26 protein-coding genes and 1 tRNA gene are annotated in these 16,249 nt (G+C 66.5%); 18 read left to right on the forward strand and 9 right to left on the reverse strand.

Annotation, left to right across the window (positions count from 1 at the left end):
- Positions 1-91 precede the first annotated feature (91 nt).
- Together ACYQ26_RS15150 and ACYQ26_RS15155 are read right to left on the reverse strand one after the other, a co-directional pair.
- Complete coding sequence (locus ACYQ26_RS15150) at positions 92-361, reverse strand: hypothetical protein (protein ID WP_459809731.1); 270 nt, start codon at positions 359-361, stop codon at positions 92-94.
- A gap of 7 nt (positions 362-368) precedes the next feature.
- A complete protein-coding gene (locus ACYQ26_RS15155; protein WP_459809732.1) occupies positions 369-578 on the reverse strand; it encodes a hypothetical protein in 210 nt (69 codons plus the stop codon).
- 191 nt (positions 579-769) lie between these two features.
- On the opposite strand from ACYQ26_RS15155, the gene ACYQ26_RS15160 reads away from it, so the two are divergent.
- Positions 770-2,371, forward strand: coding sequence for a GTPBP1 family GTP-binding protein (locus ACYQ26_RS15160; protein ID WP_459809733.1), 1,602 nt, complete (start codon positions 770-772; stop codon positions 2,369-2,371).
- Between the two features lie 180 nt (positions 2,372-2,551).
- Here the strand turns inward: ACYQ26_RS15160 and ACYQ26_RS15165 are convergent, their stop codons facing one another.
- The 6 genes from ACYQ26_RS15165 to ACYQ26_RS15190 all read right to left on the reverse strand — a co-directional run bounded on the left by ACYQ26_RS15165 (position 2,552) and on the right by ACYQ26_RS15190 (position 6,264).
- Positions 2,552-3,295: an HAD family hydrolase gene (locus tag ACYQ26_RS15165; RefSeq protein WP_459809734.1), complete on the reverse strand. Its 744-nt coding sequence runs from the start codon at positions 3,293-3,295 to the stop codon at positions 2,552-2,554.
- 251 nt (positions 3,296-3,546) lie between these two features.
- Complete coding sequence (mch, locus tag ACYQ26_RS15170; RefSeq protein WP_459809735.1) at positions 3,547-4,479, reverse strand: methenyltetrahydromethanopterin cyclohydrolase; 933 nt, start codon at positions 4,477-4,479, stop codon at positions 3,547-3,549.
- Positions 4,480-4,587: 108 nt separating this feature from the next.
- Entirely contained in the window at positions 4,588-4,797 is a 210-nt protein-coding gene (locus ACYQ26_RS15175) for a heavy-metal-associated domain-containing protein (protein ID WP_459809736.1), read from the reverse strand.
- 85 nt (positions 4,798-4,882) lie between these two features.
- Complete coding sequence (locus ACYQ26_RS15180) at positions 4,883-5,218, reverse strand: MTH1187 family thiamine-binding protein (protein ID WP_459809737.1); 336 nt, start codon at positions 5,216-5,218, stop codon at positions 4,883-4,885.
- A gap of 170 nt (positions 5,219-5,388) precedes the next feature.
- Positions 5,389-5,754, reverse strand: coding sequence for a HalOD1 output domain-containing protein (locus ACYQ26_RS15185; protein ID WP_459809738.1), 366 nt, complete (start codon positions 5,752-5,754; stop codon positions 5,389-5,391).
- Between the two features lie 318 nt (positions 5,755-6,072).
- A complete protein-coding gene (locus tag ACYQ26_RS15190; protein ID WP_459809739.1) occupies positions 6,073-6,264 on the reverse strand; it encodes a DUF7836 family putative zinc-binding protein in 192 nt (63 codons plus the stop codon).
- Positions 6,265-6,406: 142 nt separating this feature from the next.
- Here ACYQ26_RS15190 and ACYQ26_RS15195 point away from each other — a divergent pair, with 142 nt between their 5' ends.
- Positions 6,407-6,859, forward strand: coding sequence for a DUF4112 domain-containing protein (locus ACYQ26_RS15195; RefSeq protein ID WP_459809740.1), 453 nt, complete (start codon positions 6,407-6,409; stop codon positions 6,857-6,859).
- 176 nt (positions 6,860-7,035) lie between these two features.
- On the opposite strand, the gene ACYQ26_RS15200 is transcribed toward ACYQ26_RS15195, so the two are convergent.
- A tRNA-Gly gene (locus tag ACYQ26_RS15200) sits at positions 7,036-7,106 on the reverse strand.
- A gap of 313 nt (positions 7,107-7,419) precedes the next feature.
- On the opposite strand from ACYQ26_RS15200, the gene ACYQ26_RS15205 reads away from it, so the two are divergent.
- The 16 genes from ACYQ26_RS15205 to ACYQ26_RS15280 are packed head-to-tail and all read left to right on the forward strand — an operon-like array spanning position 7,420 to position 16,249.
- Positions 7,420-8,316, forward strand: coding sequence for a putative RNA uridine N3 methyltransferase (locus ACYQ26_RS15205; protein WP_459809741.1), 897 nt, complete (start codon positions 7,420-7,422; stop codon positions 8,314-8,316).
- 4 nt (positions 8,317-8,320) lie between these two features.
- Positions 8,321-9,340, forward strand: coding sequence for a 50S ribosomal protein L3 (locus ACYQ26_RS15210; RefSeq protein WP_459809742.1), 1,020 nt, complete (start codon positions 8,321-8,323; stop codon positions 9,338-9,340).
- Positions 9,341-9,343: 3 nt separating this feature from the next.
- Complete coding sequence (gene rpl4p, locus ACYQ26_RS15215) at positions 9,344-10,096, forward strand: 50S ribosomal protein L4 (RefSeq protein ID WP_459809743.1); 753 nt, start codon at positions 9,344-9,346, stop codon at positions 10,094-10,096.
- On the forward strand, positions 10,093-10,347 hold the full coding sequence (locus ACYQ26_RS15220; protein WP_120244036.1) for a 50S ribosomal protein L23: 255 nt from the start codon (positions 10,093-10,095) through the stop codon (positions 10,345-10,347). The genes rpl4p and ACYQ26_RS15220 overlap by 4 nt, the downstream gene beginning before the upstream one ends.
- 2 nt (positions 10,348-10,349) lie before the next feature.
- Positions 10,350-11,072 (forward strand): 50S ribosomal protein L2, encoded by a 723-nt coding sequence (locus ACYQ26_RS15225; RefSeq protein ID WP_459809744.1) that lies wholly within the window; start codon positions 10,350-10,352, stop codon positions 11,070-11,072.
- Positions 11,069-11,494, forward strand: a complete 426-nt coding sequence (locus ACYQ26_RS15230; protein WP_459809745.1) for a 30S ribosomal protein S19 — start codon at positions 11,069-11,071, stop codon at positions 11,492-11,494. The genes ACYQ26_RS15225 and ACYQ26_RS15230 overlap by 4 nt, the downstream gene beginning before the upstream one ends.
- Positions 11,495-11,501: 7 nt before the next feature.
- Positions 11,502-11,993: a 50S ribosomal protein L22 gene (locus tag ACYQ26_RS15235; protein WP_459809746.1), complete on the forward strand. Its 492-nt coding sequence runs from the start codon at positions 11,502-11,504 to the stop codon at positions 11,991-11,993.
- Positions 11,993-12,949: a 30S ribosomal protein S3 gene (locus ACYQ26_RS15240; protein ID WP_459809747.1), complete on the forward strand. Its 957-nt coding sequence runs from the start codon at positions 11,993-11,995 to the stop codon at positions 12,947-12,949. Before ACYQ26_RS15235 ends, ACYQ26_RS15240 begins: the two co-directional genes overlap by 1 nt.
- Positions 12,949-13,170, forward strand: a complete 222-nt coding sequence (rpmC, locus tag ACYQ26_RS15245) for a 50S ribosomal protein L29 (RefSeq protein WP_459809748.1) — start codon at positions 12,949-12,951, stop codon at positions 13,168-13,170. The genes ACYQ26_RS15240 and rpmC overlap by 1 nt, the downstream gene beginning before the upstream one ends.
- A gap of 9 nt (positions 13,171-13,179) precedes the next feature.
- On the forward strand, positions 13,180-13,590 hold the full coding sequence (locus ACYQ26_RS15250; RefSeq protein WP_459809749.1) for a ribonuclease P protein component 1: 411 nt from the start codon (positions 13,180-13,182) through the stop codon (positions 13,588-13,590).
- Positions 13,575-14,018: a 30S ribosomal protein S17 gene (locus tag ACYQ26_RS15255; protein WP_459809750.1), complete on the forward strand. Its 444-nt coding sequence runs from the start codon at positions 13,575-13,577 to the stop codon at positions 14,016-14,018. The genes ACYQ26_RS15250 and ACYQ26_RS15255 overlap by 16 nt, the downstream gene beginning before the upstream one ends.
- Positions 14,018-14,416, forward strand: coding sequence for a 50S ribosomal protein L14 (locus ACYQ26_RS15260; RefSeq protein WP_459809751.1), 399 nt, complete (start codon positions 14,018-14,020; stop codon positions 14,414-14,416). Before ACYQ26_RS15255 ends, ACYQ26_RS15260 begins: the two co-directional genes overlap by 1 nt.
- Positions 14,417-14,420: 4 nt before the next feature.
- Complete coding sequence (rplX, locus tag ACYQ26_RS15265) at positions 14,421-14,795, forward strand: 50S ribosomal protein L24 (RefSeq protein WP_459809752.1); 375 nt, start codon at positions 14,421-14,423, stop codon at positions 14,793-14,795.
- On the forward strand, positions 14,792-15,493 hold the full coding sequence (locus ACYQ26_RS15270) for a 30S ribosomal protein S4e (RefSeq protein ID WP_459809753.1): 702 nt from the start codon (positions 14,792-14,794) through the stop codon (positions 15,491-15,493). Before rplX ends, ACYQ26_RS15270 begins: the two co-directional genes overlap by 4 nt.
- On the forward strand, positions 15,490-16,032 hold the full coding sequence (locus tag ACYQ26_RS15275; RefSeq protein WP_459809754.1) for a 50S ribosomal protein L5: 543 nt from the start codon (positions 15,490-15,492) through the stop codon (positions 16,030-16,032). The genes ACYQ26_RS15270 and ACYQ26_RS15275 overlap by 4 nt, the downstream gene beginning before the upstream one ends.
- Complete coding sequence (locus ACYQ26_RS15280) at positions 16,025-16,249, forward strand: 30S ribosomal protein S14 (RefSeq protein WP_459809755.1); 225 nt, start codon at positions 16,025-16,027, stop codon at positions 16,247-16,249. The genes ACYQ26_RS15275 and ACYQ26_RS15280 overlap by 8 nt, the downstream gene beginning before the upstream one ends.

Genomic DNA, 16,249 nt, shown 5'->3' on the forward strand with positions numbered 1-16,249 from the left:
TACGTATACGTACGCGTCCTCGAATCTTAACACAGTATTACGAACGGGTAGTATAGTCCGAGGATCTGCCCGAACGTCCACCGCTGTGCGGTCAGATTCCCTGTCGATCGGATAGGGCCGCCGGTTCGACGACGCGCCCGGCGATCCGTCCGTCGACGACCCTGCCGACGATTTCGACCGCGACCGGTTCGGTCGGCGGCCGCTCCTCGAGGCGGTCCAGCCCCTCGACGACGGCGACGTCCATCGGGCTGGCCTCGACCGGGTGCGCCGCGACCAGCGTTCCGTCGCGCTCCTCGAGCTCGAGTCGGAACGTCTCGCCGACTGCGAGCGATTCGCCGAGCAGGTCCCGGATCGAGGTCACGGTCGGGTTAGAACCGGTTGACGTCCACGTCGTCGTGGTCCGGATCGGGGTTCGTGACCGGATCGCCCCCTTCCGACGGACGCGCCTGCGACGCGCAGTCGGCGCACAGGCCCGTCTCCCGCTCGTAGTGTTGCTCGCACGCGAGCGTCCCGCAGTTGTCGCACCGCGCCTGTGCTTGCCGGGACTCGCAGATCTGACAGAGGCCGCTGACGCTCATAGCCATTGTAGGTGCTCGAGCGCCTTCAACCCGGGGCAGGATCCTCCCAGTTGGGTCGATCGCATTCCCCTCGCGTGCTAATCGGTGCTGTTCCGTTCGCGCTGACCGTCCAGTTCGTCATCGCGTTCAGCCGTGTTCCATGTTATCAATTGACGAGAAAGCTTTTGCCGTGTGAGGCGCTAACGGTGTATATGAGCCGTGACCGGGCCCTCCTCGAGCGGGCCCTGGACCGTGGCGAACAGGACGGTGGCAACGTCGAGTTCAAGGAACGCCTCTCACGGGACGTCCACCTCGAGGGTGGGCGACGCGAGAGCCTCGCCGCGCAACTCCGGCACCGACTGCTGTCGGGCGACGGCGAGGCGACCTACGTCGTCGGCGTCACCGACGACGGCGGCCTCGCTGGCATCGACCCGGACACCTTCTCCGAGACGATGGACGTCCTGTCCTTGCTCGCCGAGGAGGCCGACGCGCATATCGACGACGTCCAGACGTGGGGCGTCAAGGACGGACTCGTCGGCGTCGCGTTGATCCACGAGGGTAGCGTCCTCGAGACCGACGACGAGCACGTCGTCGTCGGGACGGCCGGCCACGTCGACCACGGCAAGAGCACGCTCGTGGGCTCGCTCGTCACGGGGAAACCGGACGACGGCGACGGGGCGACTCGCTCCTATCTCGACGTCCAGCCCCACGAGGTCGAGCGAGGGCTCTCCGCCGACCTGTCCTACGCCGTCTACGGCTTCGACGACGAGGGGCCGGTTCGCGTCCGCAATCCCAATCGGAAGGCCGACCGCGCAGAAGTCGTTCAGGAGGCAGACCGCCTGGTCTCGTTCGTCGACACCGTCGGCCACGAACCGTGGCTCCGAACGACCATCCGCGGACTCGTCGGGCAGAAACTCGACTACGGCCTGCTGGTCGTCGCCGCGGACGACGGCCCGACCCGCACCACGCGGGAGCACCTCGGCGTCCTGCTCGCGACCGACCTGCCGACGATCGTCGCGATTACGAAGACCGACGCGGTCAGCGAGGAGCGCGTCGAGGAGGTCGAACGCGAGGTCGAACGCCTCCTCCGGGAGGTCGACAAGTCACCGCTGCGGGTCGCCCGCCACGGCGTCGACGCCGCCGTCGAGGAGATCAACGAGCGCGTCGTCCCCATCGTCGAGACCAGCGCCATCACGATGGAGGGCCTCGAGACGCTGGACGAACTGTTCGATCGGCTCCCCAAGACCGCCGAGGACACCGGCGAGTTCCGGATGTACGTCGACCGCAGCTACTCCGTGACCGGCGTCGGCGCGGTCGCCTCCGGCACCGTGATGGCCGGCGAGGTCGAGGCCGGCGACGAACTGCTCATCGGACCGATGCCCGACGGTCGCTTCGAGGAGGTCGAGGTCCGGTCGATCGAGATGCACTACCACCGGGTCGACAAGGCCCAGGCGGGCCGGATCGTCGGCATCGCCCTCAAGGGAATTCAGGAGAGCGCCATCGAACGCGGCATGGTGCTGCTCCCCCGCGACGCCGACCCCGAACCCGTCCGGGAGTTCGAGGCCGAAGTCATGGTCCTCAACCACCCCACCCGCATCGGCGACGGCTACGAACCCGTCGTCCACCTCGAGACGATCGGCGAAGCCGCCGCGTTCTACCCCGAGGACGGGCGGCTCCTGCCGGGCGACACCGGCGAGGCCACCGTCCGCTTCAAGTTCCGCCCGTACCTGGTCGAGGAGGGCCAGAAGTTCGTCTTCCGCGAGGGCCGCAGCAAGGGCGTCGGCACGGTGACCGACGTCCACCCGATGGACTGACGTCACTGACGTCACACCACCGAGTTTCCGCCCGATTTCGATCCGCTCGCTCGAGCCGAACACGCGCCGCTCGAAGACGGTCCTCCGCGCCGACCGGTCGCGGCTCCCCTCGGTGACTTTCGGTTCCGGATCGCCGCCGCGAGGCCGACACGAGCGGACAGCGTGCACGCTACTTTATCGTCACCACGGCGGCGCCGCCAACTGTCGGAGGCTCTCGAGCGTGTACGCCGGCGTCGTGTCGACGTCATCTAGAACGTCGCCACCGCCGGCACGCGGAATCCACACCGGCCGGAGCCCGGCGGCACGAGCACCCGTGATATCCGGCGATAGTGAGTTTCCGACGTATACCGCTCGCTCCGGGCTCGAGTCCAGTTCCTCGAGCGCCACGTCGAACGGCTCCGCGGCCGGCTTCGCGGGCGTCTCGTAACCGCCGCAGACGATCGTCTCGACGTAGCCGTCGAGGCCTGCCGCCTCGAGTTTCGCCCGCTGGAGTGCCGGCGCGCCGTTGGTCACGACGCCGAGCCGGTACTCCTCGGCCAGCGTCTCGAGCACGTCCTCGGCGCCTGGAACGGAATCGACGCACTCCCGCTCGCGGATCGCCGCATACTCGTCGGCGACGGCCCAGCCCGTTTCGCGGTCGTAGCCCGCCTCGACCGCCAGTTCGCCGAACCGCCGTCGCCGCACGTCGGTCGCGCTCTCGCTCGCGCCGGTCTCGAGGCGATCGTCCGCACCGCTCTCGAGGCGGGTCCCGTACCGGTCACGGTAGTCCCCGACGTCCCACAGGTTCTCGACGCCGGCGCGTTCGAACGCCGCCTCGAGGACGTCTCCGGCGTCCGCGTCGGGTCGCGGCGCAGTACACAGCGTGCCGTCGAGTTCGAAACAGATCGCCTCGACGTCGCCGTCGTCCGCTCGTTCGTCGGTCATTGACCGTGGCCCGACGTAGCCGCGTTCGACACGAAAGCGGCCTGCCTCCACATCCATGGTATCGCCTCGCCGTCCGCGGATTTCGCTCGGTGGTCCAATTAGAACGGCCGGTGCGGTCGGTGCCGTCGTCGCGGTCGGTGCGTTGCCATCGTCGCGGTCGTCGCTGTCACCCCCTCGCTGGGACGCCACGCGACGCTCCGGCTCCAGCGGTCGAACCGGCAGAACTGATCCGCGCCGTCCGGGTCCGCCGACTACAGGTCGAACGACTCGACGAGCAGGTCCTCGTCCGTCTCGCCATGGACGTAGGTCGGCCCGCCGAGCACGTCGATCGTCACCTTCGCGGGCGCGAACAGATCCGAGGGGACTTCGGCGAACTCCCAGTCGAGGTCATCGAAGACCTCGCCGAACGGCCGGCCGTGGTCCTCGGCGGCCGTCGAGGCGACCGAATCGAAGATGTCGGAATCCTCGCGGACCGTGAGGTGGGCGGTCCCGCCGTAGGCGATCGCGTCGTTCGTGCGCGCGATGGCCGTCCGCTCGTCGTCCGCGACGGGGGCGACCGGCGCGCGGCCCGTCGCCGAGACGATATCGAGCGGATCGTAGCCGAGTTCGGCGAGTCGGAAGGTCGCGAGTTCGGCCGCACGCGCGGCGTTCGTGATGCTGCCGGCGAGGCTGGCGGTCGGGTAGGCCAGCAGGAAGACGCTGCTAGGTTCGACCTCCGCGAGTTCGGCGACCTGTTCGGCGGCCGATTCGGTGGGCAACTCGTCGGTCTCGACGGCCAGCGCCGTCAGGTCGAAGGCGTCGGTGTAGCCGACGCGGCGAAACTCCTCCTCCTCGGCGACCAGGGCGCGGGCCGGGCCGCTACCCAGCCCCTCGAAGTCGTCGGTGGTCAGCTCCCAGCCGGCCTTCTGCGAGCACAGCAGCGAGAGCGCCGGCTGGTCGGTCGACAGTTCGACGGTGTGGACCGGCGCGCCGTCGATCTCGCCGAGTTCGTGGCTCGGCGTCGCCAGCCCGGCGGTCTGAATCTCGGTGAGCAACAGCCCCGCCTCGATACCGCCGTCGAACTCGACCCCGAAGTCCAGCACCGTCGCCTCGTTCTCGAGGTCGTAGCCGCCGATATTGAGCTCCTCGGCGTAGTCGAGGGCTTCGTCGACCAACTCGATCGCCATGCGATTGAGACTCTCCATACTCCACGCATCCGTCCCCGGCGTAAAACAGTTTGTCAGTTCTCGTCTGACCAGCGTCAGACGGCGCGTAGAACGCCGAACGGCGCCCTTCGATATCGAAGCCGCCCGTCAGACTGCGGGCTCGTATCCCGCGTCCGCGATCGCGTCGGCGATCTCGGCTTCGTCGACCGCCGCCTCGTCGTGCTCGACGCGGACCTCGCCGTCCTCGTGGCTCGCCGTCGCCGCCGACACCCCCTCCAGCGCTTCGAGCGCCTCGGTGACCGTCGCTTCGCAGCCGTCGCAGGACATCCCGCGCACCTCGAGCGTGGTCTGTTCCATGGGTGTGGTAGCCCCTCGAGGGGGTTGAGGGTTGTGCCCGCGAGACCCCGGCGGCCGGGAGACGCGTTCCGGAGCGGAACGGGCGCTACTCCTCGCTTTCGGCTTCGTCCGCGTCTCTGTTCGTCGCCGATCGGCCGAGTTGTTCTTCCACGGCCTCAACTTTCTCCGCGGCCGACTCGTCGCTGGTTCGCTTGTCGTCGATCTTCAGTACGGTGCTGACACGATCGGCGTCGACCGCCTCGTGGGCCGCCTGCGCGGCCGCGAACAGTTCGTCCGTCGATTCGGCTTCGATCACCGTCCCCATCGGATTGGTCTCGTACTCGACGTCGAACTCCTCGAGGGCGTCGACGGCCTTGGCGACCTCGCCGGACATGCTGCCCTCGATCACCGGTGCGACGCTCAGCAAGGCGATTACCGTCATACGTACACCTCACGGTCGGTGCGGTCCTAAAACCGTGCCATGACGGATCGCGGTGACCCGTCGGTACGGACGGGGTGACGCGACGGAAGAAAGTGAGCGGATGTGACGGACCCGGATTCGGGGTCGGGGTCGGAGTCGGACCCGTACTCAGCGTCGTCGATACCGTTCTTTCAGTTCGAGGAGCCGCGAGCCCGGTTACGGCCGCGTCCGGCCTCCGAGGGCGGGTAGACGATAACGTCGCCGTTCGCGTAGACGTACACCTCGTGCTCGAGGGCGGTGAAGGCGACGTGGCCGCCCGTGCGCTCGGTGCCGTCGGCCTTCTTGCTGAAGAGCCGGTCGAGCGCGTCGGGGTCGACGCTGTCGTAGAGGGAGAACTCGCCCTGCGAGACGTCCGTCTCCGCGATCGAGGCGAGCGCGTGGACGATCGTCGTCGTGATCGTCGCCGTCCCGTCCGGGTCGTGGTGGAAGACGTAGCGGTCGTTCGTCTGGTCGTACCGCAAGTCGTCGCCGGCGTCAGTTGAGAGCTCAGTTTGCATGGAAGATCTGCGAGTCAATCGTCTATTGATTCGTAGTTACTCGGAGTATAAAAGGTGATCGCAGCCGATATCGGTAAACGAACGTGACGGAATTCGACACTAATAGTTCAGATTCGTGGATTGTTGCTACCAGAAACGAATCGCGGGCGCCCCGACGCCGTCCTCGCAATCGGCGACGAACGGAAAGCGTCGCTTACTCGCAAAGACGCGACCCTGTTCGGACCGATCGGTCTCCAATCGGCGATTAGATCGGTCGAACCGACGGCGACCGCCGGGGGAAACCCGACCGCGGATCGGAACCGACGGCTCGGCACTCGACTACTCCGGGGTCGCGTGGAACTCCTCGAGAATGTCGAGGCCGCGTTTGGTTTTGACGAACTCCGGGATGGGTCGTTCGGACGCGCAGTGCTCGCAGACGTATCGGTTGCCGGGCGACGGGAGGTCGGCCGGATCGGCCTCCCACTGGTCGCCGCAGTCGGGGCACTCGAGTTGGATCCAGCCCTCGCGCATACACGCGGTAGTAGATGACGAGTCCTCTTAATTCGATCGCGAAACCGCGTCCCTAGACCGGCGGGATCGCCGTCCCGCGACGAGTCGAGGGCTTGCCACGGCCGCCCGCGAACTTATTCGAAGGGGCCCCTGACCGGGACGTATGGCAACCGGATCGACGGACGACATCAGTGCCGCGCTCGAGGAGTTCGAGGACGACATTCCGGCCACGATAGATCAGGCTGCGCTCGACCGCATGCACACCGTCGCGCGCGTGCTCGACGAAGGTGCCCGCGTTCCCGGGACGGACTTCCGGCTCGGACTCGATCCGATCGTCGGTATCCTCCCCGGCGCCGGCGACACCGCGATCGGGGTCGTCTCGCTGTACATCGTCGCTGAAGCCGCCCGGCTGGGGGTCTCCCTGTCGACGCTCGGGCGGATGCTCGCGAACATCGCCGTCGACGTGGTCGGCGGCTCCGTCCCCGTTCTTGGCGTTCTCTTCGACGCGTTCTGGAAGGCCAACAAGTGGAACGTCGTGCTGGCGCTCGAGGACCTCGCCGAGACCGAGCGTCACCCACAGACCAAGACGGAGCCGGAGACGGTGACGATCGAGTAGGACGGATCGACGATACGGTAGGCTCTGCGTTCTCCGACTCGAGTAGCCAAAAGTTCGAACCGGCCCTGCGACCGGAAGAACCGAGTTCTCCTTCAAATTCAGGGCCGATTTCCCAACTTCACGTACTCTCGCGACGCGCTGTCACAGTCGCTCGAGAGTTTGAGTTCGGAGAGAAGTGCGCTGGCTGGGATTTGAACCCAGGTTGTGACCATGGCAAGGTCACGTGATACCACTACACTACCAGCGCCCTGTGGTGCTTCGCTGCACTCATTTCTACTGTCGGGTGGATATATAAGGCCTACGAATCGGACCGCCATCGGTATGGTAAACCACACTGACTGTCGGTGAAACGCGAGTCGAATCGGCCGCAACTACCGGCAAAACCGTACTGATTCTCGCGCGGGCGGACGCGATCCATAACCGGTCGAGAGTGTGTGTCCGTTCGGCACGAATTCGCGGGTGTGAGGCGTTGTCAGCCGGAATCGAATCCGCTATTCTTTTAAGACCCTATCCGCAATACATCGCTACAGTCTAGTGACGCGGCGCCGAAGCGTCTCGGCATGACCGTCAGCGTACTCGTGCCGTCGTCGCTCACCCGGGAAGCCGAGGACAAACGCGAGGCTACTCGCAAACTCGGATACGTCGCCCGCGCGGCGACGATCTTCCGGGCCGATCGCCTCGTCGTCTATCCAGATCCGGATGGCGAAACGGGGCGGTTCGACGGCGGGTTCGTCAGCACCGTCCTGCGGTACGCCGCAACGCCACCGTACCTCCGCAACGAGGTATGGGGGATGCGGGACGAACTGGAGTACGCGGGCGTCTTGCCGCCGCTGCGCGCCGTGTCACAGACCGGCTCCGAATCGAACGATTCGGGGTCGATAAGACAAGGGATCGTGACCGAGGTCGGACCTGAAGGGCGCGTCCGGGTCAATTGCGGACTGCAACACCCGATCTCCCTCAACACGCCTCCAGACATGGAGGTCGAGGAGGGGGAGCGCGTGACCGTCAGGATCTCTTCGCGACGACCGGTCCGGGCCAAGCTCGTCGACGAGCCCCTTCCGGGGCTTTCCGTCGAGCGGACGGACCTATCGGCAGCACTCGGCCGTGAGGACGCCGGCGTCCGAATCGCCGCCTCTCGACACGGTGAACGACTCACCGTCGGGCGGCTCGAGACGCTGGCCGGACGCGTCGACCGCGACGGTTTGACCGTCGCTTTCGGCGCGCCCGAGAGAGGGCTGCCGGCCATCCTCGGAATCGAGGCGTCCGAGGTCGCCGCCGTGTACGGCGGTGACGCGGGCGATGGCAACGTCGAACCCACAGCCGATCCGAGCCCGGATGACGTTCCGGGACCAGGGTTCGACCTCTGGCTCAACACGGTTCCGGATCAGGGAAGCGAGGTCGTGCGAACGGAGGAGGCTCTGTTCGCCACCCTCGCGCCCCTCTCACTACGAGAGTGATAGAATGCCACAATCAAACGCACCACGCAAAGGCTCACTCGGGTTCGGTCCACGGAAGCGCGCCTCCTCGGAGGTGCCGCGCTTCAACTCGTGGCCGGACGACGAAGGACAGCCGACGCTCCAGGGTTTCGCGGGCTACAAGGCCGGCATGACCCACGTCGTCATGGTCGACGACCAGTCGAATTCGCCGACCGAGGGGATGGAACAGACCGTCCCCGTGACGATCGTGGAGACGCCGCCCATGCGCGCCGTCGCCCTGCGAGCGTACGAAGATACGGCGTACGGGAAACAGCCGATCACCGAGGTCTGGACCGACGAGTTCGTCTCCGAACTCGATCGCGTCCTCGACCTCCCCGGTGACGACTACGACCCCGACGCCGCCGAAGACGAACTCCGCGGCTACCTCGACGAAGGCCGCGTCGACGACGTTCGCGTCATCACGCACACGGTGCCGAGCGACGTTCCCTCGGTGCCCAAGAAGAAGCCCGACGTGATGGAAACGCGCGTCGGCGGCGGCTCCGTCGAGGAGCGCGTCGACTTCGCCCTCGAGCTGCTCGAGGACGGCGGCGAGCACGTCATGAACGACGTGTTCCGCGCCGGCGAGTACGTCGACGCAAGCGGCGTCACGAAAGGGAAAGGGACCCAGGGCCCCGTCAAGCGCTGGGGCGTCCAGAAACGCAAGGGCAAGCACGCCCGGCAGGGCTGGCGCCGCCGCATCGGGAACCTCGGTCCCTGGAACCCGTCCCGCGTCCGGTCGACGGTCCCCCAACAGGGCCAGACCGGCTACCACCAGCGGACGGAACTGAACAAGCGCCTCGTCGACATCGGCGACGGGGCCGACGCGACGGTCGACGGCGGCTTCGTCAACTACGGCGAAGTCGACGGACCGCACGCGCTGATCAAGGGCTCGCTCCCCGGGCCGGAGAAGCGCCTCGTGCGCTTCCGCCCGGCGATCCGACCCGGAGACCAGCCGCGCCTCGATCCCGAGGTGCGCTACGTCTCCACCGCATCCAACCAGGGATAACATATGGAAGCAACAGTACGCGACCTGGACGGCTCCGACGCGGGCTCGGTCGAGCTCCCGGCGGTCTTCGAGACCAACTACCGCCCGGACCTGATCGCCCGCGCCGTGCAGGCCGCCCAGGCAAACCGGAAACAGGACTACGGTGCCGACGAGTTCGCCGGCCTCCGCACGCCGGCCGAGTCGTTCGGCAGCGGCCGAGGGATGGCCCACGTCCCGCGACAGGACGGACGCGGTCGCCGCGTTCCCCAGACCGTCAAGGGACGCAAGGCCCACCCGCCGAAGGCCGAGAAGGACTGGACCGAATCGATCAACACGAAGGAGAAGAAGCTGGCCGTCCGCAGCGCGATCGCCGCGACGACCGACGAAGAACTCGTCGCCGAGCGCGGCCACGAGTTCGACGACGACGCCGAGATTCCGGTCGTCGTCGACGACGAGTTCGAGGACCTCGTGAAGACGAAGGAGGTCGTCTCCTTCCTCGAGGCCGCCGGCCTCGCGGATGACATCGAACGCGCCGACGAGGGTCGCAGCATCCGCTCGGGTCGCGGGAAGACCCGCGGACGCAAGTACAAGACGCCCAAGTCGATCCTGTTCGTCACCTCCAGCGAGTCCGGTCCGTCCCGTGCGGCCCGGAACCTCGCCGGTGCCGACGTGACGACCGCTGCGGAGGTCAACGCGGAGGATCTCGCGCCCGGCGCGCAGCCGGGTCGACTGACCGTCTGGACCGAAAGCGCTCTCGAGGAGGTGGCCGAGCGATGAGTTCGATCATCGAACACCCGCTCGTCACGGAGAAGGCGATGAACGACATGGACTTCGAGAACAAGCTCCAGTTCGTCGTCAACCCCGACGCCACCAAGCCCGAGATTCGGGACGAAGTCGAGGAGCGCTTCGACGTCTCCGTCGACAACATCAACACCCAGGTAACGATGAAAGGGAAGAAGAAAGCGACAGTTCGCCTGTCCGAGGACGACGACGCCCAAGAAGTCGCCTCGCGAATCGGGGTGTTCTGACGATGGGACGACGCATTCTCGGACAGCGACGCGGTCGCGGTACCTCCACGTTCCGCGCCCCGTCGCACCGATACAAGGCAAAGCTCGATCACAAGAAGGCCGAGGACGACGACGTCGTCCGCGGGACGGTCGTGGACATCGAACACGACCCCGCGCGATCGGCGCCCGTCGCCGCCATCGAGTTCGAGGACGGCGAACAGCGCCTCGTCCTCGCACCCGAAGGCGTCGCCGTCGGCGAGGAGATTCAGGTCGGCGTCTCCGCGGAGATCAAGCCGGGCAACACGCTCCCGCTCGCGGAGATCCCCGAAGGGGTGCCGGTCTGTAACGTCGAGGCGAACCCGGGCGACGGCGGTAAGTTCGCCCGCGCCTCCGGCGTCAACGCGGACCTGATCACCCACGACCGCAACGCCGCGGTCATCCAGCTCCCCAGCGGCGAGGTCAAGCGCCTCGATCCGCAGTGTCGCGCCACCATCGGCGTCGTCGCCGGTGGCGGCCGCACGGAGAAGCCGATGGTCAAGGCAGGGAACAAGTACCACAAGATGAAAGCGCGCGGGACCAAGTGGCCCCGCGTCCGCGGTGTCGCGATGAACGCCGTCGACCACCCGTTCGGTGGCGGCGGCCGACAGCACCCCGGGAAACCGAAGTCCGTCTCGCGGGACGCCCCGCCGGGACGGAAGGTCGGTGACATTTCCTCGCGCCGTACCGGCCGAGGTGGGAACAAATGAGCCAGGAGTACCGAACCGGCCGCGAAGGTGAGGAGTTCACCTACCGCGGTCACACGCTCGACGAGCTGCAGGACATGGAGCTCGAGGAAGTCGCGGAACTGCTGCCCGCACGCCAGCGGCGAAGTATCCAGCGCGGTCTCTCCGTCGAGAAGCGGAAGCTTCTCGAGGAGGCCCGCGAGAAAGACGAGGAAGAGACGGCGAACGCGCCGATCCGGACGCACCTGCGCGACATGCCGGTGCTGCCGGAGTTCGTCGGACTGACCTTCGAGGTCTACAACGGTCAGTCCTTCGAGCGCGTCCGCATCGAACCCGAGATGATCGGACACTACCTCGGGGAGTTCCAGCTGACCCGCCAGTCCGTCGAACACGGACAGGCGGGGATCGGCGCGACTCGCTCGTCGAAGTTCGTCCCACTGAAGTGATCTACGCATGGGAATCAACTACTCAGTCGACGCGGACCCGGACGAGACCGCGAAAGCGATGCTCCGGGAGCGTCACATGAGCCACAAGCACAGCAAGGAGGTCGCCCGCGAGATCAAGGGCCGAACCGTCGGCGACGCGCAGGAGTACCTGCAGGACGTCATCGACCAGAAGCAGTCGGTGCCGTTCAAGTCGCACAACGCCGGTGCCGGCCACCGCTCCGACATCGAGGGCTGGGACGCCGGCAAGTACCCCGAGAAGGTCTCCGGCGAGTTCCTCGACCTCCTCGAGAACGTCGAGGCCAACGCCGACCACCAGGGCTTCGACGGCGAGTCGATGGAGATCGTCCACGTCGCCGCCCACAAGGTTGGCGAATCGGTCGGACGCAAGCCCCGCGCGATGGGGCGTGCGTCCTCGTGGAACACGCCGCAGGTCGACGTCGAGATCGTCGTCGCGGAACCCGACACCGACGAGGACGACTCCGACGAGGGTGATAACTAATGGCTGACGAACAACAATTCATCGAGAACGGCCTGCAGCGGTCCCAGATCGACGAGTTCTTCCAGGAAGAACTCGGCCGCGCGGGCTACGGTGGCATGGAGGTCGCCAAGACGCCGATGGGCACCCAGATCGTCCTCAAGGCCGAAAAGCCCGGGATGGTCATCGGCAAGGGCGGCGAGAACATCCGGAAGGTCACGACGGCCCTCGAGGAGAAGTTCGACCTCGAGGATCCCCAGGTCGACGTGCAGGAGGTCGACGAACCCGACCTCAACGCGCGCATCGTGGCCGACCGGCTGGCCAACGCCCTCGAGCGCGGCTGGTACTTCCGCAAGGCCGGTCACACGACGATCGACCGGATCATGGAAGCCGGCGCGCTCGGCGCCGAGATCGTCCTCTCCGGGAAGGTCACGGGCGCCCGTTCGCGCGTCGAAAAGTTCAACCGCGGCTACATCAAGCACAACGGCGAACCCGCCGAGGAGATCGTCGACGAGGGCCAGGCGACGGCCGTCATGAAGCTCGGGACGATCGGCGTCACGGTCAAGATCATCCCGCCGGGCGCCGAACTGCCCGACGACTTCGAGGTCAGCGAGGACGTCGACCCCGAGGAACTCGTCCCCGAGGCCGTCGAGGCCAACGAGGCCGAAGGCGTCGAGGAACTCCTCGAGGGCGAACCCGAGTCCGAGGAAGCTAGTGCCGAGGCCGCCGAAACCGAGGCGGCCGAACCCGAGGCACCCTCCGACGAGGCCGACGTCGACGAAGAGGTCGTCGAGGAAGTCATCGAGGAGGAAGTCGACGCCGACGCCGACGAGGAGTTCGACGAGGTCGAAGTCCCCGAAGGCGACGCGGACGTCGAGGAAGAACTCGACGAACTCGAGGAGGACGTCGAAGCCGAAGCCGAAGAACTCGTCGAGGAGATGGAATCCGAAGACGACGAAGACGAGGGAGGTGACGCCTGATGGCGATCCTGCACGTCGAAGAGATCCGCGACATGACCCCTGCTGAACGGCAGGAGGAACTCGAGGAGCTCGAGACCGAACTGCTGAACGCGAAGTCCGTCCTCGCCGCCGGTGGCGCCCCGGAGAACCCGGGCCGCATCGGCGAGCTGCGTCGCACCATCGCGCGGATCAAGACGGTCCAGCGCGAGGAAGGCGACCTCGAGGACGAAGAAGCGGAATAACACACTACTATGGCACTGACACCCGAGACCCTGCCGCGACACGAACTCAACGGCCTGCCGGTCCGCGTCGTCGAGAGCACCGACGACTCGCGGGTCGGGATCGCCGGTCGTGTCGTGATCGAGACGACGAAGACGCTCTCGATCGAGATTCGCGACGACGGCGAGTCTCGGGTCGTCACGGTGCCGAAATCGGGCTCGACGTTCGAGTTCGCGATCACAGATGACGCCGCCGACTCCGCCAAGGGGTCGGGGACCGCGTCCAAACTGGCCGACACTCAACCTGCCTCGTCCGCCGATTCGGACGGGACAGAAAGCGCTGGCGAGGGCGCGGCCTACGTTACGGTCGATGGATCGCGCTTGCTCTCACGACCCGCCCGACGCACGGAAACGAATGGTGATTCACCATGGCAATTGGACTAGACGTTGAAACCCCTCCGGAACCAGAAAACCCGGAGGAATACGACTACGAGAAGTGTCCGTTCTACGGCGAGCTCTCCGTTCGAGGCCAAGTCCTCGAGGGGACCGTCGTGTCGACGGACATGGAGAAGACCGTGGTCGTCGAGCGAGAGTACGACGTGGCTGTACCGAAGTACGACCGGTACATGAAGCGTCGCTCGCGCATCCCGGCCCACGTGCCGGGCGTGCTCGAGCCGCTCTCGGTCGGTGACACGGTCAAGATCGCAGAGACCCGACCACTGTCGAAGACCAAATCGCACGTGGTCGTCGAAGTAACCGAAGAAGCGACTGCGGAGGACATCGCCGAGCTCACGAGCCAGGCCGAGCCTGAGCCGGAGCTGTCGGCCGAAGACCTCGCCGCAGGCGAAGCCGAAGATGAGGGTGATCAGTGATGGAGGCGATGAAAGCCGATGTCACCCAGGGGCTCAAGAAGGGCTCGCTGGTCACGTGCGCCGACAACACCGGCGCGCGCGAGCTGAAAGTCATCAGCGTCTCGGGCTACCACGGCACCAAGAACCGCCAGCCGAAGGCGGGGCTCGGTGACAAGGTCACGGTCTCCGTGACCAAGGGGACTCCCGAGATGCGCCGCCAGGTCCTCGAGGCCGTCATCGTCCGCCAGCGGAAGTCGATCCGCCGGCCGGATGGGACGCGCGTCAAGTTCGAGGACAACGCGGCGGTCATCATCGACGAGAACGAGGAGCCCCGCGGGACGGAGATCAAGGGCCCGATCGCTCGCGAAGTCGCCGAACGGTTCGGCGCGATCGCCTCCACCGCGACGATGATCGTATAGAACCATGACAAAGCAACCACACAAACAGCGAACGCAGACGGAGCGGGCGCCGCTGCACAAGCGGCAGAAGCAGCTCCACGCGACGCTGTCCGACGACCTCCGCGAGGAGTACGACACCCGTCGCACCCGCGTCAACGCGGGCGACACGGTCGAGGTCATGCGCGGGGACCACGCCGGCGAAGAAGGCGAGGTCCTCAAAGCGATCCTCGAGGACGGCGTCATTCACGTCGAGGACGTGACGGTCGAGACGGCCGACGGCGAGGAAGTGCCCCGGCCGCTGGACCCGTCGAACGTCCGGATCACGGAGCTCGACCTCGAGGACGAGCGCCGCGAGGCGCGCCTCGAGGGCGATTCCGAAGCGGAAGGTGATAACGAATGACGAAACACCAGAAACGACTTTCGGTCCCGAAGACCTGGCCGGTCGAGCGCAAGACCGAGACCTTCACCGTGAAGGCCGGCGCCGGCCCCCACGGTGAGGAGGGCGTGCCGCTCGTCGTCCTGCTACGGGACGTGCTCGGCTACGTCGACTCGACGAAGGAAGCGCGATATGCCCTGAGCGAGGACGCGATCCTCGTCAACGGGCAGCCGATCAACGACGAGCAGCGTCCGATCGGCATCTTCGACATCATCGCGTTCCCCGGCCGCGAGGAGTACTACCGCGTCTTCCCCGACGAGGGCGGTCGGCTCGCGCTGACCGAGATCGACGCCGAGGCCGCACAGAGCCGTCTCGGCAAGATCGACAACAAGCAGCAGGTGCCCGGCGGCGATACGCAGCTGACGCTGCACGACGGGACGAACGTCCTCGTTGAGGACGGCGCCGAGTACAGCACCAGCGACTCGATCGTCATCGACAACGACGACAAGTCGATCGTCGCGCACTTCCCCTACGAGGAAGGCGCGCTGGTCACCGCCATCCGAGGCAACCACGGCGGCAAGATCGGCGAAGTCGAGACGATCGACGTGACGCCCGGCAGCGGCTCGAACACCGTCACCGTCGACACCGAGGACGGCGGGTTCGAGACCATCGAGGAGTACGTCGTCGTGATCGACGAGAACTTCACGGGTGATGACGAATGAGCGAAGCCGACACTGAGGCCGACTTCCACGAGATGCGCGAACCGCGCGTCGAGAAGGTCGTCGTCCACATGGGCGTCGGTCAGGGCGGTCGCGAACTCGGCAAGGCCGAGGACATCATCGAGGAGATCACCGGGCAGGAAAGCGTCCGGACTCAGGCGAAGAAGACCGAACCCGACTTCGGCATTCGCCAGGGCGACCCGATCGGCACGAAGGTCACCCTTCGCGGCGACGACGCCCACGAGTTCCTCGAGAAAGCCCTCCCGCTGGCCGACCTCTCGGCGAACCAGTTCGACGACACGGGCAACTTCAGCTTCGGGGTCGAGGAACACACCGACTTCCCGAGCCAGGAGTACGATCCGAACGTCGGGATCTACGGGCTGGACGTCACCGTCAACCTGGTGCGTCCGGGCTACCGCGTCTCCAAGCGCGACAAGGCGACGCGGTCGATCCCCTCGAAACACCGACTGAACCCCGAGGACGCCGTCGCGTTCCTCGAGTCGACCTTCGACGTCACCGTGGAGGGATCCGCAGATGAGTGAAAGCGAAACCGAAACCGAGGCCGAAGCCGAAACCGACGCCCAGACCGAGGCCGACGCTCCCCGAACGGGCGAGCACGCGGCCAAGCGCACCGGCCAGATCGAGGAGTGCCAGCGCTGCGGTCGCAAGCAAGGGCTCGTCGGGAAGTACGACATCAACCTCTGTCGGCAGTGCTTCCGCGAGATCGCTCGCGACATGGGCTTCAAGAAGTATCGATAA

Source organism: Halopiger thermotolerans (assembly GCF_054654555.1).